Annotated in this window: 21 protein-coding genes, 1 CRISPR repeat array and 1 riboswitch; of the genes, 18 read left to right on the top strand and 3 right to left on the bottom strand. The window is 59.8% G+C overall.

The window, feature by feature from the left end; genetic code table 11:
- The first annotated feature begins 27 nt into the window (after positions 1-27).
- The 12 genes from HMPREF9162_RS11630 (at position 28) to hypF (ending at position 12413) form a co-directional block, all read left to right on the top strand.
- Positions 28-549 (top strand): DUF4446 family protein, encoded by a 522-nt coding sequence (locus HMPREF9162_RS11630; protein WP_009350810.1) that lies wholly within the window; start codon positions 28-30, stop codon positions 547-549.
- Positions 550-1685: 1136 nt separating this feature from the next.
- A complete protein-coding gene (locus HMPREF9162_RS12975) occupies positions 1686-1784 on the top strand; it encodes a type II toxin-antitoxin system YoeB family toxin (RefSeq protein WP_081453789.1) in 99 nt (32 codons plus the stop codon).
- Between the two features lie 228 nt (positions 1785-2012).
- Positions 2013-2918, top strand: a complete 906-nt coding sequence (locus tag HMPREF9162_RS11625; protein WP_009439327.1) for a M23 family metallopeptidase — start codon at positions 2013-2015, stop codon at positions 2916-2918.
- A 29-nt stretch (positions 2919-2947) separates the two neighbouring features.
- Entirely contained in the window at positions 2948-3859 is a 912-nt protein-coding gene (locus HMPREF9162_RS11620; RefSeq protein ID WP_009439427.1) for a hypothetical protein, read from the top strand.
- Positions 3860-3962: 103 nt separating this feature from the next.
- Positions 3963-4105: riboswitch (molybdenum cofactor riboswitch) on the top strand.
- Between the two features lie 274 nt (positions 4106-4379).
- Positions 4380-5468, top strand: coding sequence for a hydrogenase small subunit (locus HMPREF9162_RS11615; RefSeq protein ID WP_009439344.1), 1089 nt, complete (start codon positions 4380-4382; stop codon positions 5466-5468).
- Positions 5465-7378: a nickel-dependent hydrogenase large subunit gene (locus tag HMPREF9162_RS11610; protein ID WP_009439508.1), complete on the top strand. Its 1914-nt coding sequence runs from the start codon at positions 5465-5467 to the stop codon at positions 7376-7378. Before HMPREF9162_RS11615 ends, HMPREF9162_RS11610 begins: the two co-directional genes overlap by 4 nt.
- An 11-nt stretch (positions 7379-7389) precedes the next feature.
- Entirely contained in the window at positions 7390-8073 is a 684-nt protein-coding gene (cybH, locus tag HMPREF9162_RS11605; RefSeq protein WP_009439463.1) for a Ni/Fe-hydrogenase, b-type cytochrome subunit, read from the top strand.
- Positions 8074-8165: 92 nt separating this feature from the next.
- A complete protein-coding gene (locus HMPREF9162_RS11600; RefSeq protein WP_009439398.1) occupies positions 8166-8411 on the top strand; it encodes a heavy-metal-associated domain-containing protein in 246 nt (81 codons plus the stop codon).
- A 7-nt stretch (positions 8412-8418) separates the two neighbouring features.
- Positions 8419-8757: a hydrogenase maturation nickel metallochaperone HypA gene (gene hypA / locus HMPREF9162_RS11595; protein WP_009439336.1), complete on the top strand. Its 339-nt coding sequence runs from the start codon at positions 8419-8421 to the stop codon at positions 8755-8757.
- Positions 8758-8761: 4 nt separating this feature from the next.
- Positions 8762-9430, top strand: a complete 669-nt coding sequence (hypB, locus tag HMPREF9162_RS11590; RefSeq protein ID WP_009439305.1) for a hydrogenase nickel incorporation protein HypB — start codon at positions 8762-8764, stop codon at positions 9428-9430.
- Complete coding sequence (locus tag HMPREF9162_RS11585) at positions 9427-9957, top strand: HyaD/HybD family hydrogenase maturation endopeptidase (protein ID WP_037350687.1); 531 nt, start codon at positions 9427-9429, stop codon at positions 9955-9957. Before hypB ends, HMPREF9162_RS11585 begins: the two co-directional genes overlap by 4 nt.
- Positions 9957-12413: a carbamoyltransferase HypF gene (gene hypF, locus HMPREF9162_RS11580; protein WP_037350718.1), complete on the top strand. Its 2457-nt coding sequence runs from the start codon at positions 9957-9959 to the stop codon at positions 12411-12413. Before HMPREF9162_RS11585 ends, hypF begins: the two co-directional genes overlap by 1 nt.
- A 207-nt stretch (positions 12414-12620) precedes the next feature.
- On the opposite strand, the gene HMPREF9162_RS11575 is transcribed toward hypF, so the two are convergent.
- Positions 12621-13364 (bottom strand): hypothetical protein, encoded by a 744-nt coding sequence (locus HMPREF9162_RS11575; RefSeq protein WP_009439345.1) that lies wholly within the window; start codon positions 13362-13364, stop codon positions 12621-12623.
- A gap of 433 nt (positions 13365-13797) precedes the next feature.
- Between HMPREF9162_RS11575 and HMPREF9162_RS11570 the strand changes: the two genes are divergently transcribed.
- Genes HMPREF9162_RS11570 through hypE form a run of 3 tightly spaced genes read left to right on the top strand, consistent with a single transcriptional unit; the run spans position 13798 to position 16149 of the window.
- Entirely contained in the window at positions 13798-14043 is a 246-nt protein-coding gene (locus HMPREF9162_RS11570; protein ID WP_009350794.1) for a HypC/HybG/HupF family hydrogenase formation chaperone, read from the top strand.
- Entirely contained in the window at positions 14043-15152 is a 1110-nt protein-coding gene (hypD, locus tag HMPREF9162_RS11565) for a hydrogenase formation protein HypD (RefSeq protein WP_009439396.1), read from the top strand. Before HMPREF9162_RS11570 ends, hypD begins: the two co-directional genes overlap by 1 nt.
- Positions 15142-16149, top strand: a complete 1008-nt coding sequence (gene hypE / locus HMPREF9162_RS11560) for a hydrogenase expression/formation protein HypE (protein WP_009439421.1) — start codon at positions 15142-15144, stop codon at positions 16147-16149. Before hypD ends, hypE begins: the two co-directional genes overlap by 11 nt.
- A gap of 569 nt (positions 16150-16718) precedes the next feature.
- On the opposite strand, the gene HMPREF9162_RS12450 is transcribed toward hypE, so the two are convergent.
- A complete protein-coding gene (locus HMPREF9162_RS12450) occupies positions 16719-16883 on the bottom strand; it encodes a hypothetical protein (RefSeq protein ID WP_037350684.1) in 165 nt (54 codons plus the stop codon).
- 242 nt (positions 16884-17125) lie between these two features.
- Between HMPREF9162_RS12450 and HMPREF9162_RS11550 the strand changes: the two genes are divergently transcribed.
- On the top strand, positions 17126-18061 hold the full coding sequence (locus HMPREF9162_RS11550) for a LysR family transcriptional regulator (RefSeq protein WP_009439385.1): 936 nt from the start codon (positions 17126-17128) through the stop codon (positions 18059-18061).
- A 662-nt stretch (positions 18062-18723) separates the two neighbouring features.
- Positions 18724-19245: a CRISPR direct-repeat array (repeat unit 35 nt; unit sequence GTTGCACAGGCGAATACCGCTTGCGGTATTGAAAC).
- A gap of 298 nt (positions 19246-19543) precedes the next feature.
- Here the strand turns inward: HMPREF9162_RS11550 and HMPREF9162_RS12895 are convergent.
- Positions 19544-19672: a hypothetical protein gene (locus HMPREF9162_RS12895; RefSeq protein ID WP_009439538.1), complete on the bottom strand. Its 129-nt coding sequence runs from the start codon at positions 19670-19672 to the stop codon at positions 19544-19546.
- 240 nt (positions 19673-19912) lie between these two features.
- Here HMPREF9162_RS12895 and HMPREF9162_RS11540 point away from each other — a divergent pair, with 240 nt between their 5' ends.
- Together HMPREF9162_RS11540 and HMPREF9162_RS11535 are read left to right on the top strand one after the other, a co-directional pair.
- A complete protein-coding gene (locus HMPREF9162_RS11540) occupies positions 19913-20242 on the top strand; it encodes a hypothetical protein (protein ID WP_009439461.1) in 330 nt (109 codons plus the stop codon).
- Positions 20239-20862, top strand: coding sequence for an N-acetylmuramoyl-L-alanine amidase (locus HMPREF9162_RS11535; RefSeq protein ID WP_009439517.1), 624 nt, complete (start codon positions 20239-20241; stop codon positions 20860-20862). Before HMPREF9162_RS11540 ends, HMPREF9162_RS11535 begins: the two co-directional genes overlap by 4 nt.
- Positions 20863-20935: the final 73 nt, after the last annotated feature.

The raw sequence follows: 20935 nt of genomic DNA, 5'->3' as shown, positions 1-20935 counted from the left end.
CGAAGAACCAAAGAAGGGAAGAAAGAAGTGTTTCTGCAAAATCTTGTGAATTATATTGGAGCGCATGAAGCGACGCTCTTGCTCGCCTCCATGATTCTCATTGTAGTGTTGTTAATCCTTGTTCTCTATCAAATGATACGAATCTCAGGGATGCGCAGCCGTTACCGCGAAATGATGCGCGGCACGGAGGTTGAGGATCTGGAGAGTATGCTCATCAAGCATGTCAGGGAGGTCGAGACGGTCGCCGCGACCAATGCACGCCTCCTTGAGGAAAATGAACTCATCCGCCAATTCCTGCGCCGCACCCTTGTCCGTACTGCCTCTGTGCGCTTCCGTGCGTTTGAGGACATGGGCGGCGACCTCAGCTATGCGGTCGCTATGCTTGACGCGAACAACGACGGCATCATTTTTTCCAGCATCTTTGCCCGCGACGATTCACGCAGTTATATCAAACCCATCAAGGGGGGAACATCCGATTATGCGCTGACGGATGAGGAGCAAGGCGTATTAAAGGAGGCAATGGGGCAGGCGCTGCCTATCCGCTGGTAAGGCGTGAGGCGTGCCATGCGATCTTGGCGTCTAGCGTCGTTATTCGTCGAATACTGCACTCGACGTAGCTTTGAACTACGCCTTCGCTTGGATTCTCCTCATGCCTAGCTATACATCCAAGCTTGCATGTCACTTACTTTACGGGCTGTCGTAGGACGTGACGCGGGATTTTCGCGCCTAGCTGTTTCATGTTTTTTAACATCGTGGGATGTCGTGTCAATGTATGCGCGCATTGTAGGGGCACGGCGTGCCGTGCCCTCTAGCGATTGACGCGCGCGTATCGATAGGAAAGGTATGATGCGGGATTTTGGCATCTTAGGTTTTCCTTCGCGGCTCAGGTGTGCACTTCGTTCCGCAGCGTAAACGGGACGGCAGTCCATGCATGATACCTAGAAAGTACGCCGCCACGGCTCTAGCTCGCACTGCTCCGAGAGCCGTATGGCGGCGTTCTCACATCCTCGTATCTCGCATCTATCCGCGCCGCCCCGCCCCTTCGGGTGATGCTAAGCGTCACGAGAGCGCACACCGTTCGCCGCCCAAAGGTAACGCCATACGCGTATGACCTCATAATCAAGCGATACGTTACGCCGCCATATATCGATACAGGGCACGGCACGCCGTGCCCCTATGGGGGGCGGCATGGAACGTATATCTTTCCGCTATATAAGCGGATGTACGGTGTGCCGTTGATTGCCGTATGAGGTGTATCGCCGTTTTCTATCGCACGGTGAGGGGGCGTATTCGCGGTCGCGGAGCTTTTACCCCCATAGGGGGCGGCGTGCTCCGACATTTTCGTTCCGTACAGATGTCGCCGCGCCGCGGTACTGCCCGGCGGTGCGGCGCAGTATCTTTTATCATCGGGCGTGACGCGCACGCCGTTTGCGCAGCGACAAGAATATGCCCCCGAACCGAAGAAACAGCGTATTTTCCGTTGCGAAGCAGCGAGAAAGATACCCTGAGCCGCGATTAAATACAAAACCTTGTAGTAGGAGTAACGATATGTCGCATGAGAACGTAGAACTTTGCGATGCAGAATCAGCAGAGAGAATTTCAGACGTGTTCTGCTCAGAGAGCAATATGAGCCATCTTCGGCGAGGAATCTCACAGCTCAATGCCGGCAAAGGTATCCCTCATGAATTGATCGATCCGGACGCATTGACGAGCAGAATCGGCTCGTCTATCGCATCACAAACGACTTTATAGAACTTTTGTCGTGCAAAGGACATTACGAATAACGACCTGCTGAAAACTCAGCAGGTTTTCATTTGTGCAGAGTAGGATAGAGGAACGAAAAATATGAACGCCTGCATAGAGGAGTATTCATTCAATATCGGCGATAAGAATCCACCGATAACATGGGAAATAACATGGATAATAACACAAACAACATAAACAACAACGAAGATAACAGCATAAACAACAGCACAAATCACATTACCGTTCCTCCCACATCCACAGAAGCTGTGGGAAAACGCTTTACACTCCGGCTCTTTGACACAGAGAGCGATGTGACGCGCTCGGTACATCTCTCCCTGCGCGCTGTGCGGATGCTTGCCGTCGGGGCGGGCGCGGGACTTGCCGTACTCATCGGCGCATCCGCGCTCTCAGTCTACACGCTCATGCACTCTTACCGTCATGAGGCGGAGACGGCACAGCTGCGCGAGGCGAACCGCATACAGCAGGAGCAGATCCTCACGGTGTCGAAAAAAGCTGCCGCGCTCGAAGAGGAGCTGGGCAAGCTCCGCCGCACGGAGGACGGACTGCGCGCCATCGTCGGCGCCCCTGAGACGCAGCCTGAGGACGACAATCCGCAGGTCGGAGACGCCGCGCCTACGGGCGGGGTGCCCCACAGTGCGACAACGGACGACCTCAGCGAGGCACTCGCGGCGCTCGAGCGGCATATCGGCGTGCGCCGTGCATCGCTCGATGAACTCAGCGGCATCGTGCAGAAGAACTACCCGGGAGCGTCTGGCCTTGGCGGCACAGCGCCCGTCACGACCCCGACCGGATGGCCGACGGACGGCTTCATCAGCTCGCCCTACGGTCTGCGTTTTGGCGGAGCGGAGTTCCATCAGGGCATCGATATTGCCGCCGACACCGGCACACCCATCACGGCGACTGCCGACGGCGTCGTCACTGCCGCCGGGTGGAGCGGGAGCGGCTACGGCAACATGGTTGATATCGATCATGGAAATGGTGTCATGACCCGCTACGGGCACGCCTCGGCGGTTGCCGTTACGGCGGGCGAACAGGTGCGCCGCGGTCAGATCATCGCCTATGTCGGCTCGACAGGGCATTCCACCGGGCCGCACCTGCACTATGAGGTGCGCCTGAACGGACAGCCCGTGAACCCGGCACCGTACCTTTGATAGAGGGATAGAGAGAAAGGAATCTTGTCATGCAAACAAAATCGTTCGCATATCTTCTCGCTGCAGGGATTTTACTCCTCCCCGTTTGCGGTATCGCAGCGGAGAAATCGGAGAGCCACACGGTGAACACAGCGGAGGAAACATCTGCAGACGAGGCGAAGAACGACGCTCCCGCAAGCGAGGATAAGAAGCTCGCCGAGGAGATGGACGAACTCGGCGGCGAAGTTGAGGAACCGCAGGATACCCGCGTCAAACAGGATGGCAAGGAAAGCGGCCAAGACAGCACAGAGGAAAAAAGCACTGTATCATCCGATGAGCATGGTGCGCGCGCCGATGCCGCACACGAAACGGATGCCCCGCCCACGAAAGACGACCGCCCGGTGGGGTATGCGTATGTCGGCGATAAGGACGCATGGCAGAGCGCCATGGCCGCAGACAGGACGGCGGATACGGAAGATGAGGATGAGATCAATGCCGCCGTGGACGAGGTGACCGCGGAGATCGAAAAGCTGATCGATAAGATCTACGAAGTAAATCCCCATCTCAAAGCGCCCACACTTGCAGAGGGGCACTGGGTCTTCGTTGAGGGCGACGAGCGGCGCGGGTGGTTCGTTGACCGCGGCAAAATGCACCGGAATAAAGACGGCACTATTTCCTACTGGCAGCTCATCCTCTACAACGAGTTCGGGCGTGCGCAGTTCGCGGACGCCATGCACGACGAGGACTACAAAGAGCTGCGCTACACACTCCAGCGGCGGGTCATGGATCTCAAGAAAAATACGGTCAGCACCTACGCGGTGATTGCCGTCGGCGCGGACGAAAAGGTACTCGCCGACAGCGCACGCGACGGTGAGCCGGCAGAGATCCGCCCGGACACCATGGCGGAGAAGGAGCGCGATACGGTGAAAAAACTCGCGCACAGGCTGAAATTCAAACAATAAATAAAATTTTACCGTAGTATTCGCGTAGATTATTGACAGCGGGCGTGAATCCTGATAGTATGAAGCTATCATTAAATAACTATGGGGCAGATAGAGAATTACTATCGTCCCGCGTTTCCGAGCAAAAATATCTAAGGGCTTCGCCTATGATATTGCGCCTGCGCCGGGGGACTTCCGCCCCGCGCGCACCGGGTACGCGCAGAAATGCGCGCGCCTTCCCGTATCGAAAAGGAAACGACGAATAACCGCTGCCGCAAGACCTGCTTGCGATCTTACCGTGCGGAATGAGCAGCCGCGCAGGATGCAGAGGGATTGTTTGTCGTGCATTTGGCACGGGAGGCGGTCCCCTTTTTATATATAAAGTTGGGATTGGCGCAGATAAAAATGATTGGAGGAAGAGGGCGAATTATATATCTTTTTCGCCCCGTCGGGTGTATAATAATAAAAAATCTTCATAGGAAGAATTTATTATCCGTGCCGAAAGGCAATCGCCTGTGTATTATTGTTAGGAGGCAGGAGCGTGGACAAGAGGGAGAGTCTATGGGAGGCATACCTGGCGAAGGGTATGAGCCGGCGCAGCTTTTTGAAAGCCTGCGTCACGCTGACGTCGCTCATGGGATTGAGCACGGACAACCTCACGAAGGTCGTTGAGGCGGCGGAGGTCAAACCGCTGCCGGTCGTCATTTGGCTGCACGGCCACGAGTGTACGGGCTGTGACGAGTCGTTCATCCGCTCGGGGGCGCCGCTCGCCTCCGACCTCATACTGAACTGCATTGCGCTCGAGTACAGCCATGTGCTGAGCGCGGGCTGCGGCGCGCCGTTCGAGGAGCACCTCGAAAAGACAATGGAGAAGTATCACGGCGAATACATTCTCGCCGTCGAGGGCGGCGTTGCGGTCGGTACACATGCATACACCTGCATGTCGGGCGGGCATTCCTTCGAGCACACGCTCAAACGCGTCGCCGCGGGCGCAAAGGCGGTTGTCGCCTACGGCACCTGCGCCACCTCGGGCGGTATTCAGGCGGCGGCGCCGAATCCCACGGAGTCGCGCGGCATCCGCTCGCTCATCGGAGCGAAACCCTACATCGCCGTCCCCGGCTGCCCGCCGATCCCGGAGGTCATGACGGGCGTTCTCATGCACGTCGCCCTCTTCGGCACGCTGCCGCCGCTCGATGCGGAGGGACGGCCGAAACAGTTCTACGGCAACCGTATTCACGACACCTGCTACCGCCGCCCGTTCTTCGACGCGGGCATGTTCGCCGAGCGCTTTGACGACGAGGGCGCAAAGGCGGGCTGGTGTCTCTATCACCTCGGCTGCAGGGGCCCCGAGACCTATAACTCCTGCGGCAATCTCCGCTGGTACCAGGGCATGTCGTATCCGATCCAGTCGGGTGCGCCGTGCATCGGGTGCAGCAATGCGAACTTCTGGGATCAGGCGCCGTTCTCGCGCCGTCTCCCGGAGTATAACGGCATCGACGTCGACATGGTCGGCGCAGGTCTTGCCGTGGCGACTGCGGTCGGCGTTGCGGCGCACGCGGGCGCAAGTCTCGTGCAGAAACGTATGCATGAGAAAGAACTCGCCGCGCATGAGAAAGAGGTGCACGAATGAAACACGTTGTTGTAGACCCCATCACCCGCATTGAGGGACATCTGCGCGTCGAGATTCAGGTCGACGAGGCAACGGGGAAAGTACAGGATGCGATCTCTTCCGGCACGGCATGGCGCGGGCTCGAGCTCGTCATGCACGACCGTGACCCGCGCGACGCGTGGGCATATATCCAGCGCATCTGCGGCGTCTGCACGTCGTCCCATGCGCTCGGCTGTCTGCGCGCCGTGGAGGATGCGTTCGGCATCACGATCCCGAAGAACGCGCATTACATTCGCAACATCATCGCCGCGTGCCTCGGGCATCAGGATCACATCATCCATTTTTACCACCTGCACGCGCTCGACTGGGTCAGCCCCATCGAGGCGCTGAAGGCAGACCCCGCAGCGACGGCGGCGCTCCAGAATACGGTGCTCGATACCTACCGCCTGCCCTTCCGCGGCCCCGCGGGACTCGACACCGAGGCGTACCCGCACGATATGCCCGTCGCGACGCCCTCCTACTACGCCGCGCTCAAGGCAAAGATTCAAAAGATCGTCGAGAGCGGACAGCTCGGCATCTTCTCGGCACAGTGGTGGGATCATCCGGACTTTCAGATGCTGCCGCCCGAGGTGCATCTCATGGCGATCTCGCATTACCTCGAGATGCTCGACAAGCAAAAGGATCTCGTTATCCCGCACGTCGTCTTCGGCGGCAAGAACCCGCACCCGCACTACGTTCTCGGCGGGATGCCCTGCTCCATCTCCATGGAGGACGGCAACGCCCCGATCAATGCGGCGCGGCTCGCTATCGTCGACCGCTCCATCAACGCGGCGCGGGACATGATGAACGACTACTATCTGCCGGATGTGCTCGCCATCGGCGCGATGTACGTCAAGCAGGGCTATACACACGGCGGCGGACTTGCGAAAAAGCGCTGCCTCGCGTTCGGCATGTTCCCCGAGGAACCCTTCTCGGGCGCGACGAACGGCGATTTCTTCAAGAACCTCCTCGTGCGCTGCAACGGCGTCGTCGAGGACTTCGCGGGCGGCGTCATGCAGGCAAAGGTGCATGAGTTCACGATGGAGGATGTCTCCGATCCCGCGGGCATCGCCGAGAGCGTCGATCACGCGTGGTACAAATATCCGAATGGCGACAAGAACGCGCTCCATCCGTGGGAGGGCGTCACGGAGCCGAACTACACCGAGCCGAAGGAAGGCACAAAGACCGAGTGGAAGGCGCTCAACGAACAGGGCAAATACTCTTGGCTCAAGACGCCGAAATGGCGCGGCAAGCTCTGCGAGGTCGGCCCCCTCGCCCGCTACATCGTCCTCTATACGAAGGCAAAACAGGGGCTCCTTGGGCAGCTCACATGGGCGGAGCAGATGATCGTCGATCAGGTCGACGCCGTGACGAAGGTACTCGGCGTGCCGCCCGAGGCGTGGCTCCCCTCGACCGTCGGACGCACGGCGGCGCGCGCACTGGACGCACAGCTCCAAGCCGAGATCAGCAAATATTTCTTTGACAAGCTCGTCGCGAATATCAAGAGCGGCGACACGACCGTTGTCAACAACGAGAAGTGGGAGCCCTCTTCGTGGCCGAAGGAAGCGAAGGGCGTCGGTTTCTACGAGGCTCCGCGCGGCGGTCTCAGTCATTGGGTCGTCATCAAGGACGGCAAGGTCGCGAACTATCAGGCGGTCGTCCCGACGACGTGGAATGCCTGCCCGCGCGACGATGCGGAGGGACACGGCGCGTTCGAAGCGTCCATGATGGACACGGTGGTCAAGATCCCCGACAAGCCGCTTGAGATCGTCAAGGCGGTGCGCTCGTTCGACCCGTGTATGGCGTGCTCGACGCATCTCTTCAACGCAAAGGGGGAGAAGATCCGCGTCGTAACCACAGACCCCTATGCGGGTCTCCGTATCGACGAATAGGGGGAAGCGCTATGAAACGAGAAGAACGGAAGGAATACTACCTCTTTAGTCCCTTCCTGCGCATCTTTCACTGGCTGATGGTCGCTGCCATCGTCGTGCTGTCCGTGACGGGGCTGCTCATCACGAAGCCGCCGACGATGCTCTTTACCGAGCCGACCTACTCGCCGCTCCTGATGAACCTCATCCGCAACATCCACTTCGTCGCGGCGTTCGCGTTCTGCGCGGGCTTCATCGGGCGCGTGTACGGGTTTATCATCAACCGCGGCGACCGGCTCTTCCCGCATTTTTGGAGTCTCATGTACTACCGCGACGCCATCGAGGTCGCGCGGCACTACATGTTCCTCAAGTTCTCGCACAAGCCGTTCCTGCGCAATCCGCTCGCACGCGCCGCGTACGCGGGGCTCTACGGCATGGTCGCGGTCGAGGTGCTGACGGGATTTGCGATGTACTATATGACCGAGCCGAACGCCCTCGGCGGCATCATGTTCGGATGGGTGAACCGCATTCTCGGCGGCGAGTACATGGCGCACGTCGTACATCATTATATGGCGTGGGTCATCATCCTCTTTGCCATCGGGCATTTCTATTTGGTCGTACGTTCAGAGTTTATGGAAGGAGAAGCGGAAGTCTCGAGTATGTTCGCCGGCAGCAAGCTGCTCCGGCATACCCCGGCGGACGCAAGAGACGTTGAATGATTGGGCTGTATGATTGTGAACGCGCATTGTACAAAATGCGCAATTATGTAAAGCGCCAGGTACAGATCCCTGCGCTGAAGGAGAATGATCCCATGTGTAAAGACTGCGGCTGCGGCGAGATCGCCGAGAGCACAACGCATGTGCAGTTTTTTGTGCGGGGCTATACGGAGGAGAACGCGGCGGCGGTGCAAAACGCCCTGCTCGGTCTCCCCGGCGTCCTCTATGTGCATATCCATGTGCATGACGGAGAGACGACGGTGGACTATGCCCCCGCAAAGACGAAACTGATGGAGATCGCGCGCACGATCGAGGCGCACGGTCTCACAGCGGAGCTGTAATCCGGCAATGCACGAAATGGCGATCGCCGAGGGCATCGTCGACATCGCGATGGACTATGCACGGCAGAATGATGCACACCGTATTGCAGAGGTACATCTCGTCCTCGGCGAACTCGCGGGCGTTGAGACAGAGTCGCTCTCCCTCGCTTTTGACACCCTCGTACGGGGGACAATCGCGGCGGGGGCGGCGCTCACATGGGAGCGCGTGCCGCTCACAGGTCGCTGTCATGACTGTGGCAGGGAGATGCATATACGACCGCAGAACGTCCTGTGTCCGGATTGCGGGGGCGGGATGGAGATCACCGGCGGGCGCGAGATGCGTGTCGACTACATAGAGATGGAATGATACGATGAAGGTACTCGTGAAGGCGGACATCCTCGGACGCAACGAGAACGCGGCGGCGGAGAACGCCGCGCTCCTCGCGCGGCATGGGATCTACGTGCTGAACCTCCTCGGCTCGCCCGGGGCGGGCAAGACAACGCTGCTTGAGCGGACACTCGCCGCTCTTTCGGGAGAGCTCCGCATCGCGGTCGTCGAGGGCGACCTCTTTACGGATAAGGACGCGGCGCGCATTGAGCGTTGCGGCGCGCCCGTCGTGCAGATCAACACGAGCGGCGGCTGTCATCTCGACGCGGCGATGGTCGCGGCGGCATTTGCGCAGCTCGATCTCACCGCGCTCGACCTCATCGTCATCGAGAACGTCGGCAATCTCGTCTGCCCCGCCGAGTTCGCGCTCGGCGAGGACGCAAAGGCGGTTGTCCTATCCGTCACGGAGGGCGACGATAAACCGCTCAAGTACCCGCTCATTTTCAAAGAGTCTGCGGCGGCGCTGCTGAATAAATGCGATCTCCTGCCGTACACCGATTTTGACATGACGGCGGCGCGGCGGGACATCGAGGCGCTGCATCCGGGCATCGCCGTTCTGCCCGTCTCCGCACGCACGGAGGAGGGCATGGCGGACTGGATTGCATGGCTGCGCGCGGCGGCCGCCGCAAAGAGGGAAGGGGGAGCACGATGAACTATGAATCGCTCGTTGATGTTGCGCCCATCACAGTGCTCGGCATCGGCAACATCATCCTGCGCGACGAGGGATTCGGCGTGCGCGCGATGGAGTACCTGCAGGAGGGGTGGAACTTCCCCGAGGAGGTGCGTCTGCTCGACGGCGGCACGCTCGGCCCCGAGCTCCTGCACTTCGTCACGGGGACGCAGCGTCTCCTCATTCTGGACGCGATTTCGGGCGACGGGCATCCTGGCAAAGTCTACCGCTTCGAGAACGACGCCGTGATGGCGCATTTTCAGGAAAAGCTCTCCTCGCACGAGATCGGCATTCAGGACGTGCTCGCGTGGCTCGCCGTTACGGATCGCGCGATCCCGCAGGTAGTAGTGCTCGGGATGCAGCCGTACGAGCTGTCGGCGGGACTCACGCTCAGCCCCGAGATGGCGGCGGCGCTCCCGTCCTTTGCCGCGCGCGCGGTGGAGGAGCTCGTGCGTTGGGGCGCGGTGCCGTCTCCGCGCGGGATGCAGTGCAGTGTGCGGATCGCCTGATGGAGGAACGATTGTCCGCGCAGAGCGGAGAGAGGTGCGCCGCTGAGCGGCGCGCCTTTCGTGTCTCAGGGATCGTGCAGGGGGTCGGGTTTCGCCCGTTTGTCTATCGGCTTGCTATGCGTCATATGCTCACCGGATGGGTACTCAATGACAGCGCGGGCGTCGGCATCGAGGCGGAGGGCGCGGCGGCGTCGCTCGATGCGTTCGCGGCGGCTCTGCGCGACGAGGCGCCGCTCGCCGCGTCCGTGACGGCAGTGACCGTGCGCGAGATTCCCCCCGTTGGAGCACAGGATTTTCGCATCCTGCCAAGCCCTGAGGGGGACGCGCCGCGCACGCTCGTCTCGCCCGATCTCGCCGTCTGCGCCGACTGCAGGCGTGAGACCATGGACGCGCGCGATCGTCGGCACGGCTACGCCTTTACGAACTGTACGAACTGCGGCCCGCGCTACTCCATCATCCGCGGCGTGCCGTACGACCGTCCGCTCACGACGATGGCGGCGTTCCGCATGTGCGATGCGTGCCAAGAGGAGTATGACGATCCCGCCGACCGCAGATTTCACGCGCAGCCGAACGCCTGCGCGGACTGCGGACCCGCGTACCGCCTGCTGACGGAGACGGGGGCGTTTGACGGAGATGCGATCGCCGAGACGCGGCGCATCGTCGCCGCGGGCGGCATCGTCGCGGTGAAGGGCATCGGCGGCTATCATCTCGTCTGCGATGCACGGAGCGAAGCGGCGGTCACGCGTCTGCGCGCACGCAAACACCGCGAGGACAAGGCGCTCGCCGTGATGGCGGGATCACCGGAGACCGTGCGGGAGCTGTGCGAAGTATCGGCGGACGAGGAGTGGCTGCTCACATCGCCCGTCGCGCCCATCGTCCTCCTGCGGCGGCATCGGCGGGATGCGGCGGATGCTGCGGATGGCGCGGGGGATGCCGACGGCGGCGTCGCGCCGTCCGTCGCGCCGGGGAACGCGTACCTCGGCGTGATGCTCCCCTATGCGCCCGTGCACCTCCTCCTGCTCGCGCCGGGCGACCTCTGGGTCATGACGAGCGCGAACATGAGCGGCGAACCGATCCTCTACGAGGACGCGGCGGCGGAGCGAGAACTCCGGGGCATTGCCGACGCGATCCTCACGCACAATCGCGAAATCGCGCACCGCGTGGACGACTCCGTCGTACGGATGGCGGCGGGCGGGCGTATGATTTTGCGCCGCAGCCGCGGCTTTGCGCCGACACCCGTCGCGCTTCCTTTTGATTCAAAAATCTCGGTGCTTGCGGGCGGTGCGGAGCTCAAGAGCACATTTTGCCTCACGCGCGGGCGCGAAGCCTTCCTCAGCGAGCACATCGGCGACCTCACGAATGCAAAGGTGCGCGCGTCCTACGAGGGGACGATCGCGCATTATGAGCGGCTGTTCGACGTGCGCCCGCAGCTCCTTGTCGCCGATCTGCACCCGAACTATTTATCGACGCGGTATCTTACGGCGCGCGCGGCGGCGGAGGGCATCCCCCTCGTCCGAGTACAGCACCATCATGCGCATATCGCCGCGGTACTCGCCGAACACGGATGCACGGAGCGCGTCCTCGGCGCGGCGTTTGACGGCACGGGCTACGGGGACGACGGGCGCGCGTGGGGCGGGGAGTTCCTTGTTGCTGATCTTAGGGGCTATGAGCGGCTTGGGCATTTTGTGTATCTGCCCCTGCCGGGCGGGGATAAAGCCGCCGAAGAGCCGTGGCGGCTCGCGCTGTGGGTACTCTACGGCGTGCATGGAGATGCGCTCGCGGCGCGTTGTCCCGCATTCGCCGCGCAGCTCCCATCCGGATGGCAGCTCCTCATGCAGGCGACGGCGGCGGGCATCAATGCGCCGCTCACATCGAGCGTCGGGCGGCTCTTTGACGCCGCGGCGGCGCTCCTCGGCATCACCTATGTGAACACATACGAGGGCCGGGCGGCAATCGAGCTAGAGCAATGCGCGCGCAGGGCGCGGCGGCGGCCGCGGATACTCCTCTACCGGGTGCACGAGGGAGGTGTGTACGGTTTGGGCGCGCGTGATGCGGGGGCGGCAGCATGTTTGCGGGGAATATCGCCGGCGGAAGCGTACGGGCGTGATGCGGGGCGCGGCGCACCGCTCACGATCGACTTCATACCCACGCTCCGGATACTCGCGGACGGGGCGGAGAAGCTCTCGGACGAAGAGCGCGCCGGGCGCGCCCTCGACTTCCACGTCACGCTCGCCGCCGCGACCTACGACCTCCTCGACCGCCTTTCACGCGAGACCAGGCTTCGCACCGTCGCCCTCTCCGGCGGCGTGTTCCAGAACGCACTCCTCGTGGAACTGCTGCTCCTCTTCATCCGCGACAAATACCGCGTCCTCCTGCCGCATACCGTACCGCCGAATGACGGGGGGATTGCATACGGACAAGCGGCAGTAGGTGTGATGCGGGATTTTGGCGCATAGCATTCTATATCTCCGCACTTCGTGGGCAAGGGATACGACATATGCGCGCCTTGTAGGGGCACGGCGTGCCGTGCCCTCCTCCGATCTACGCGCGCCAACCGATAAACAGGCAAAATCGACGTTTATGCGCGCCAACCTTATATCACTGCCGGGGCATAAAAAAGGAAACATCACCTCACGGCGATGTTCCCCGTCATTTACGACACACTATGTACTTGACGTTTGACTCTGCCCCGCAGGTGCGGGATCCTCGCTCGCCGTGCCCTTATCCTTCGCGGCTTTGCGCTGTGCTTCGTATCGCAGCAGCGTCTCGAGCGCAGACGCGTCGTCGCCGCTCGCCCCGTTCACGGCGTCGTCGATCTTCTCCTGTTCCTTTTGCGCGGCGGCTTCGAGATCGGCACGCTCCTGTACCGCTTGGGTGCGCAGGTGCATCTTGTGCGTTTCTTTTTCCTGCATCGTGCGCCTAAGATTATCGATCCTGCCGTCGTAGTGCACGATCATACTGCCGGCGGCGATTTTCTCATCGGGCGCGGCGGTATCGCTCATAGAACGCTTTTCCCAAACATCGCGCTCTCGATAGAGCTGCGCGAGCCTGTCCTCGTCGGTCATGCCCTCTTTCTTTAGCTTGTCCGCCTGCTTTTGCAGGACGCTCTTATCCTCGTCGGACAGGGTCACGTCCGTGCGGATGCGCGCTTCGATATCCGCCGCCTGCGACTTCTTTTCCCTCTTGTCGTCGATTTCCTTTTGATCGGCGGCAAGCGCAAGCTCCGCGGGGGTCAAAAGTGCGTCCATGTCCGTATCGCCCTTTTGGAGCTGCGCCCCGCGCTTGCTGACGAATACTTCGGCGGCGCGGGAAAGGACGGTCTCGGGCGTCTTGCGGCGCGCCTGCGCTCCGTGTATGATAGAATGTGTCTCGCTCCCCGGAAAAGAGGATGTGCCTTGAATTCTCATGATCGTACCTCCATGGTTCAATCAATCCTGCTGTTTATAATATCGACCGGAATACCATAATGTTTATAAAATCATAACGTTTCGTCGACAAATATGTGGGAAAGGGAATATCGCGGCGCAATCTACGCGCGGGGCTTGTATCACCGCCGAGGCATCCGCCTTGCGAAAAAAGCGGGGCTTAAAAATCGCTGCGGCGGACGCCTCGGCGGCACGTTACAAATCCTATCAATCTACGCGCGCCAACCGATAAATAGGCAAACCCGGCATCTATACCGCCCCCGTAGGGGCGCCGCGCCGCTGCGCCCTCGAGCGATCCACGGCGGCGTAACTTACCGCCGTACAATAACAAACAACGCAACGCGAAAATCCCGCCGATTTACCATAACCTAAATGATGCGAAAATCCCGCGTCATCGATAGAAAGAAGGATAAATATGTGTTTGGCAGTACCCGCCCGCGTCATCTCAATCGACGACCAACTCGCCTCGGTGGAGGTGCAGGGCGTGCGCCGCGCGGCGAGCCTGATGCTCCTGCCCGAAGCGGCGGTGGGCGACTATGTGCTCGTCCACGCGGGCTTTGCGATGCAGATCGTAGACGAGGAAGAGGTGCGCGCGATGGAAGCCCTGCGCGCAGAGATGCAGGGCGCGCCGCGCACGGTCGACGCCTTGAGGACGCACTGATGCGGACGGCAAACGACATGCGCGCGCTCACGGCGGAGGTCACCGGCGAAATACACCGCCTGCTCACCCCCCTTGGACGCCGCATCCGCATCATGGAGGTCTGCGGCACCCACACCGTCGCGATTTTCCGCGCAGGACTTCGGCAGATTCTCCCCGAGGAAATCGAGCTCGTCTCGGGTCCCGGCTGTCCCGTCTGCGTCACGCACGACGCCTACATCGACGCCGCGATCGCGTACGCGGGGCAGGAGGACGTCATCATCACGACGTTCGGCGACATGCTGAAAGTCCCCGGGAGTACATCGAGCCTCGCCGCGGCGCAGGCGGCGGGCGCGGACGTCCGCGTCGTCTACTCGCCGCTCGATGCACTCGTGGTTGCGGCGGCGCATCCTGAGAAAAAAATCGTATTCCTCGCGGTCGGCTTCGAAACGACCGCCCCGACCGAAGCGGCGGCAGTCCTCGCGGCGCAGAGGCAAGGGCTCACGAATTTCTTCCTGCTCTCCGCGCAAAAACTCGTCCCGCCCGTCATGCGCGCCCTCCTCGACGACCCCACCGCGCAGGTCGACGGATTCCTCCTGCCCGGGCATGTCGCCGTCGTCACAGGAACGCGCCTCTTTGACTTCCTCGCGGAGGATTATCACGTCCCCGGCGTCGTCGGCGGATTTCGCCCCGACGAGATCCTGCGCGCCCTTCATATGCTCGTGCGCCAACTGGCGGTGGGCGAAGCGCGCGTCGAGAACGCCTACGGGAGCGTCGTGCGCCCTGAGGGAAATCCCACCGCGCAGACGGCGGTGGATCGCGTCTACGAACCCGCGGAGACCGCATGGCGCGGGCTTGGCGTGATCCCCGCATCGGGGCTCAGAATGCGCGCAGAATACGCCGCCTATGACTTTGCCGCCGTGCGCCCCCTCGGCGCGATCGACGTCCCCGACGGACGGCGCGGATGCCGCTGCGGCGAGGTCTTGCGCGGGAAAATCGTGCCGAAGGACTGCGGACTTTTTGGACGGAGCTGCGTCCCGGAGCACGCCGTCGGACCCTGCATGGTGTCCGTCGAAGGAACGTGCGCCGCGTGGTACAAATACGGTGCGGGGAGGTTTCGCTATGGAGCATGAAATGATCACACTTGCGCACGGCGCGGGAGGGAGACTGTCGCGCGCCCTGACAGAGGAGGTCATTCTCCCCGCGCTCGGCAATACCTTGCTGAACGGCCTGCATGACGGCGTGGTTCTGCCGGCAGAGGGGAAAATCGCGTTTACCACCGATTCATACGTCGTCCAGCCGCATTTTTTTCCCGGCGGCAGCATCGGACGGCTCGCCGTCTGCGGCACCGTGAACGACCTCGCCATGACGGGCGCGCGCCCGAAATACCTCTCGCTCGCCCTCATCCTCGAAGAGGGCCTGCCCATAGAGACCCTGCGCCGCGTCGTCGCGGACATCCGAACGGCGGCAGAGGAAGCGGGCGTTCTCATCGTCACGGGCGATACCAAGGTCGTCCCGCGCGGGGCGGGCGACGGCATCTACATCAACACCGCGGGCGTCGGGCGGCTCATCGAGGGCGCGGACATTGCCCCGACGAACGTGCGCCCCGGCATGGACATCATTGTGTCGGGAACGCTCGGCGACCACGCCGCGACCGTCATGGCGGCGCGGCATAATCTGACCCTCCCGCCCGGCATCACGAGCGACTGCGCACCGCTTTCTTCTATGGTCGAAGCAATGCTGAAAACTGCGCCCCGCATCGCCGTCCTGCGCGACCCCACGCGTGGCGGCGCGGCGGCATCACTCAACGAGATCGCAAATGCCGCGGGCGTCGGCATCCTCCTCGATGAGGAAGCGATCCCCGTGCGCCCCGAAGTAGAGGGCGTTTGCGAACTGCTCGGCTTCGATCCCCTCACACTTGCCAACGAAGGCAAACTCCTCGCCTTCGTTCCGCCCGAGGATACCGCGCGCGTCCTCGCCGTCATGCATGAGAATGCGTACGGCAAAGAGGCGGTCGTCATCGGCGAGACTACCGCCGACGCCCCCGGCGCCGTCGGCATACGCACCCCGCTCGGAGGAGTGAGAGTTGTGGATATGCCGGCGGGGGAACTCGTCCCTAGAATTTGCTAAAGGTGACGCGGGATTTTGGCGCATAGCTGTGTCACTGCGAAAAATACTGCGCTTGACGTAGCTCTTAACTACGCCGGCGCTTGTATTTTTCTCGTTCCTTGCTCTGCATCCAAACTTCCGCGTCACTCAGGTTACGGCATATCATAGGGCGGGATGCGGGATTTTGGCGCATAGCGTTGGCGGTACGTGACGCCGCCGTGGATCGCCTATCTGCGCAGGGGCGGCGATACGATCCACGCGTATAGAACGGAACAGGGACGTGCGGCGAACGGGTATCTTATCGAAGCTGCGAAGCATTTACCCCGCAGGGGCGGCGCGGCTCGATTTGTCCGCGAGATGAGGATATGTCAGACCGCCGCTTTGCAGTCCGAAGGACTGTGCGGCGGAATGCGCTAGATAACGACACGTCACTGCCGCGTCGTTTGCGAAGCAGCGAGAAAGATACCCTGAGCCGCACTATAAGACGTTCTTATCATCCTATCTTGAGCCGCGCTATAGAGTTCCCTCAACATTCTCCCAAAAAACCAACAAAAAAGAGCGATCATCGCTGACCGCCCTTACCGCACAAATTACTTCGACAGATGCACATCGGGAATCTCGACCTCGTGATGCGTCTCTGGATCGACATTCGAATACACACCCGGCTTCGTCTCGAACGCCTTCAGATTATCCGCATTCGCCTCCAGCATATCCTCAACAAAACGCTCCACCGCATCTGCAAAATATACCGCCATCGTAAATTCCCCTTTCGCATACATATCGTAAAGCGCCGCACACGGGCGCGTTTGAACTACGCTTAACATAGCACGAACACGAAAAAAAGAAAAATACCCCTTTTTTATCAAAAATAGTGTTAGACTATCGATGAAAACTATCGTTTTTGTGATATTTATCATATTTGAATATTTATATATATAGTAAACTAATCAAATAGGACGGTTGGAGACGCCCGTAGGCGGCGGAAGGAGATGACCCTATGACGCTTGTACAAATGCGGTATTTTTATGAAGTTTGTCAATGGCAAAACATCACCAAGGCGGCGGAGCAGCTGCACGTTTCACAGCCGACCGTCACCGTTGCTATGCAGGCGATCGAGACCGAGACCGGGCTCAACCTCTTTCACCGCGAAGGGCGCAAAATCACCGTCACGAGCGACGGCGCAAAGCTCCTCAGCAAAATCTCATTCATCCTCGGCGAAGTCACTCGCCTCGACGACGAGATCCGCGACATGGCGCACCGCCACGCAAAAGTTCGCATTGCCATGCCCCTCCAGCTCGGCGTCGTCTTTTTACCCTACCTGCTCGGCGAATTTCACGAAGCACACCCCGAAATCGAACTTGAAATCATCGAAACCGGCGGCGTCAGCGCCCTTCAGATGGTCGAAGAAGAAAAACTCGACTTCGCCCTCACCAACTACACCGTCGACTTCAGCGCGCGCCTGAACTATTCCAAACTCTTTGACTGCGAATGCACCTTCGTCACGCGCTTTGAACATCCCCTCGCAAAACGCCACACCGTCAGCATCCGCGAACTGTGCGATGAACCCCTCGTCATGCTCGACAGCAGCTTCTTCATCGACCGGCTCGTGCAGGACGCCTTCGGACACATCGGCGAAAAACCAAACGTCATTCACTACTCGCCCTATCTCCACACCGTCAAAAATCTCGTGCGCAGCGGCATCGCCTCCACCATCCTCGCGCGCCCGTCCGTCCTCCCCTCCGACGACTTCGTACAGATCCCCCTGCTCGACCCCATCTTCATCAACAGCGGACTCGTCGTCAAAAAAGGACGCCAAACCCTCGACGACGTGCGCCTCGTCATGAATTATCTGAGGACATTGACGAAGGAGATGCTGATTGAAGGGAAGGATCGCCCCCAGGGACTCCGCGTGAAGCAGGATTTTGGCGCATAGCTGTGTCATATCGAAAAACACTGCGCTTGACGTAGGGCTTTAACTACGCCGGCGCTTGTGTTTCTCTCATTCCCTGCTCTGCATCCAAACTTCTGCTTCACTCAGATTGCGGTAATGTGACGCGGGATTTTCGCTTCTCACGTCGTCGTGACGCCTTTCGCTTCGTCGACGTAGGTCTTAAACTACGCCTTCCTCGCGTTCTCCTCATCTCCTAGCTATGCATCGAAACTTCCGCGTCACTTATTTCATCCCTCACACAACATCATAAAAATATCTCGGACGGTTACATTCATGTAACCGTCTTTCCTATTAAAAAACATAAACATATTATTAATGAAACACTCGATGTGTTCGATAAAACCTCTAATTTTCAGAATTGGCACCCACATAGAAAACCTCCTGCGAACCCTGCGACCTGCATTCTACCGTCGAGGTTTTCCCTCGTTTCGCCAAACCATGGGAAAAGGACGTATAGAATGCCTCATATTTGCCCAAATCACCTCTCAAAACAGCAGAAAGCCATTGCCAAAAAGGGAAAAAATCGCTATAATACACACATCGGGCGAAAACCTCCGCCGAGACCGGAGAGCCGCATTCCACCGTCGAGGTTTTCAAAATGTACCGATTTACGCTAGCACCCGCGCGGCTTCAGCGGGTATGCTGTTGCACAGGCGAATACCGCTTGCGGTATTGAAACCACAAAGTCCCGCATCGTGTCGACCCAAAACTGCGTTGCACAGGCGAATACCGCTTGCGGTATTGAAACCTGCACGATGTTGGTTCAATGGCCGAAAGAAAACCATGGTTGCACAGGCGAATACCGCTTGCGGTATTGAAACCCCAGGATTTGCCCCGCCTTGAAGACCTGTTCATGTTGCACAGGCGAATACCGCTTGCGGTATTGAAACAATCCTCCCGGATTCCTGAGTCGCTCCTTTTATTGTTGCACAGGCGAATACCGCTTGCGGTATTGAAACTAAATATTACCAACGGTGTCCTCAAGCTCCCGGGGTTGCACAGGCGAATACCGCTTGCGGTATTGAAACTCCTTATGCTTCACGCCGCCGTCCTCCTATTTTCGTTGCACAGGCGAATACCGCTTGCGGTATTGAAACATGAACTTTCCGTTCAGCCCGAATTCTTCGTCTGGTTGCACAGGCGAATACCGCTTGCGGTTTTGCGCCCGGTGAAAACCATTGATTTACGCGCGCGCTGTAGGGGCACGGCGTGCCGTGCCCACGTGCGATCCATGCGCGCCTATCGTTTTGTGCGATGCATGGAGACGGCGGGCGTCGTGGAATCCTTGATAGCGGTTTCTGTCGTTCTATGTTGGTATGTATCGGCGTAGAGACGCTAGTTGTTAGGTGTTGTTCGCTTTGCTATGCCGCCGTATATCGATCAAGGGCACGGCACGCCGTGCCCCTACGAGGGCGGTATATTGCGTAGCATTTGCGAGGATATGTACCGCTTGCGGTATTGAAACTACGAGATGTTCGCCTCATCGAAATCAAAGAGTGGTTGCACGGGCGAATACCGCTTGCGGTATTGAAACCCTGCATTGGCTGCTGTGTCGTCCGTCCATAGGCTGTTGCACAGGCGAATACCGTTCACGATTTTTATGCCTCGGAGCTGTTGTATCAACGCGCGTCTCTCGTTGCGGAGGGCGCGGTACATGTGATGCGGCTCTGCAAGGGCAATTTTTCACGCGTTCAAAAAAGAGCTGTAACGAGATTGTGTAAAAACACGTTTTCGTTACAGCTTCTTTTTGTGTGCGCCTCTTTTTTTCTTCGCTTCATGCAGGTACATAGGTAGTACATGCCGCTGAGCTATTAGAGGAAAGGAGCGAACTATATGCATGAAAAATTGCCGCGTGTGGATTGGATGGTGGGGACGGGGCTGGTCGCGCTTGCGATTCTGTCAGTGTTCTACGGGAGCGCGGAGCTGACGAGCAATATCGCCGCGGGGCTGATCGGGTTTCTCGGGCGGACGGTTGCCGGGCGGGAGGAATGCGTGTCGCAGGAGATGCGGCACAAAAATACCGTGTTCTCAGATGATGCGGGGGCAGATGTGCGGCACACTGTGTGCGAGAAAGACGACCGGGCGCGCGACGTATCTGCACCGCATTCAGGACGGATGATTCAAGTGCCGCAGGGCATTAACAACCAGGAGATGCAACGATGAGCGGCGTAGTATCTCGCGCGGAGATGATGCGCGTGACGCTACGTGATCTCCTGTCGCTTGGCGCGGCATACTGCGTCGCGCTTCGTGATGCGGCGGCACGATATAATCGCGAGACGAAGCTGTACCTGCACTGGACGGCGGGGCATTATGGGCAGTTCTTTGCGGACTATCATGTGCAGATTGATGTGGACGGCGGCGTCTATGTCGTGGGGGACGGTGCGCTCGATGCACTGCGCGCCGCGACCTACATGCGCAACAGCGGGAGCGTGAGCATCGCGCTCCTCTGCGCCTATGGGGCAACGACCTCGCATCTCGGGGATGAGCCGCCGACGGGCGCGCAGATCGAGGCGGCGGCACAGACGATTGCCGCGCTTGCCGCGGGGCTGTGGCTGACGATCGATAAGGAACGCATCATGACGCACGGCGAGGCGGCGGATAATGAGGACGGCGTGTACGCGCATGCGCCCTATGGACCGCACTCGACCTGCGAGCGTTGGGATCTCGAGTATCTCGGCACGCCCGAGAGCCCTGCGTTCGCGCCGTGGTCGGCGGACGGCACGCGCGGCGGCGACGTCCTCCGGGGCAAGGCGGCATTTTATAGGGAGCTATGGAAGAGATAAGGCAGGGATAGAGTGTATCAAGTAGGCAGATGATTTTGTATATAGAACGTCTTGACCTAAAGTGAAAATAATA

This window comes from Selenomonas sp. oral taxon 137 str. F0430, assembly GCF_000183625.1.
Taxonomy (GTDB): Bacteria; Bacillota; Negativicutes; order Selenomonadales; family Selenomonadaceae; genus Centipeda; species Centipeda artemidis.
The sequence above is the reverse complement of the archived record's forward strand: the minus strand, read 5'-3'. Positions and strand labels throughout refer to the sequence as shown.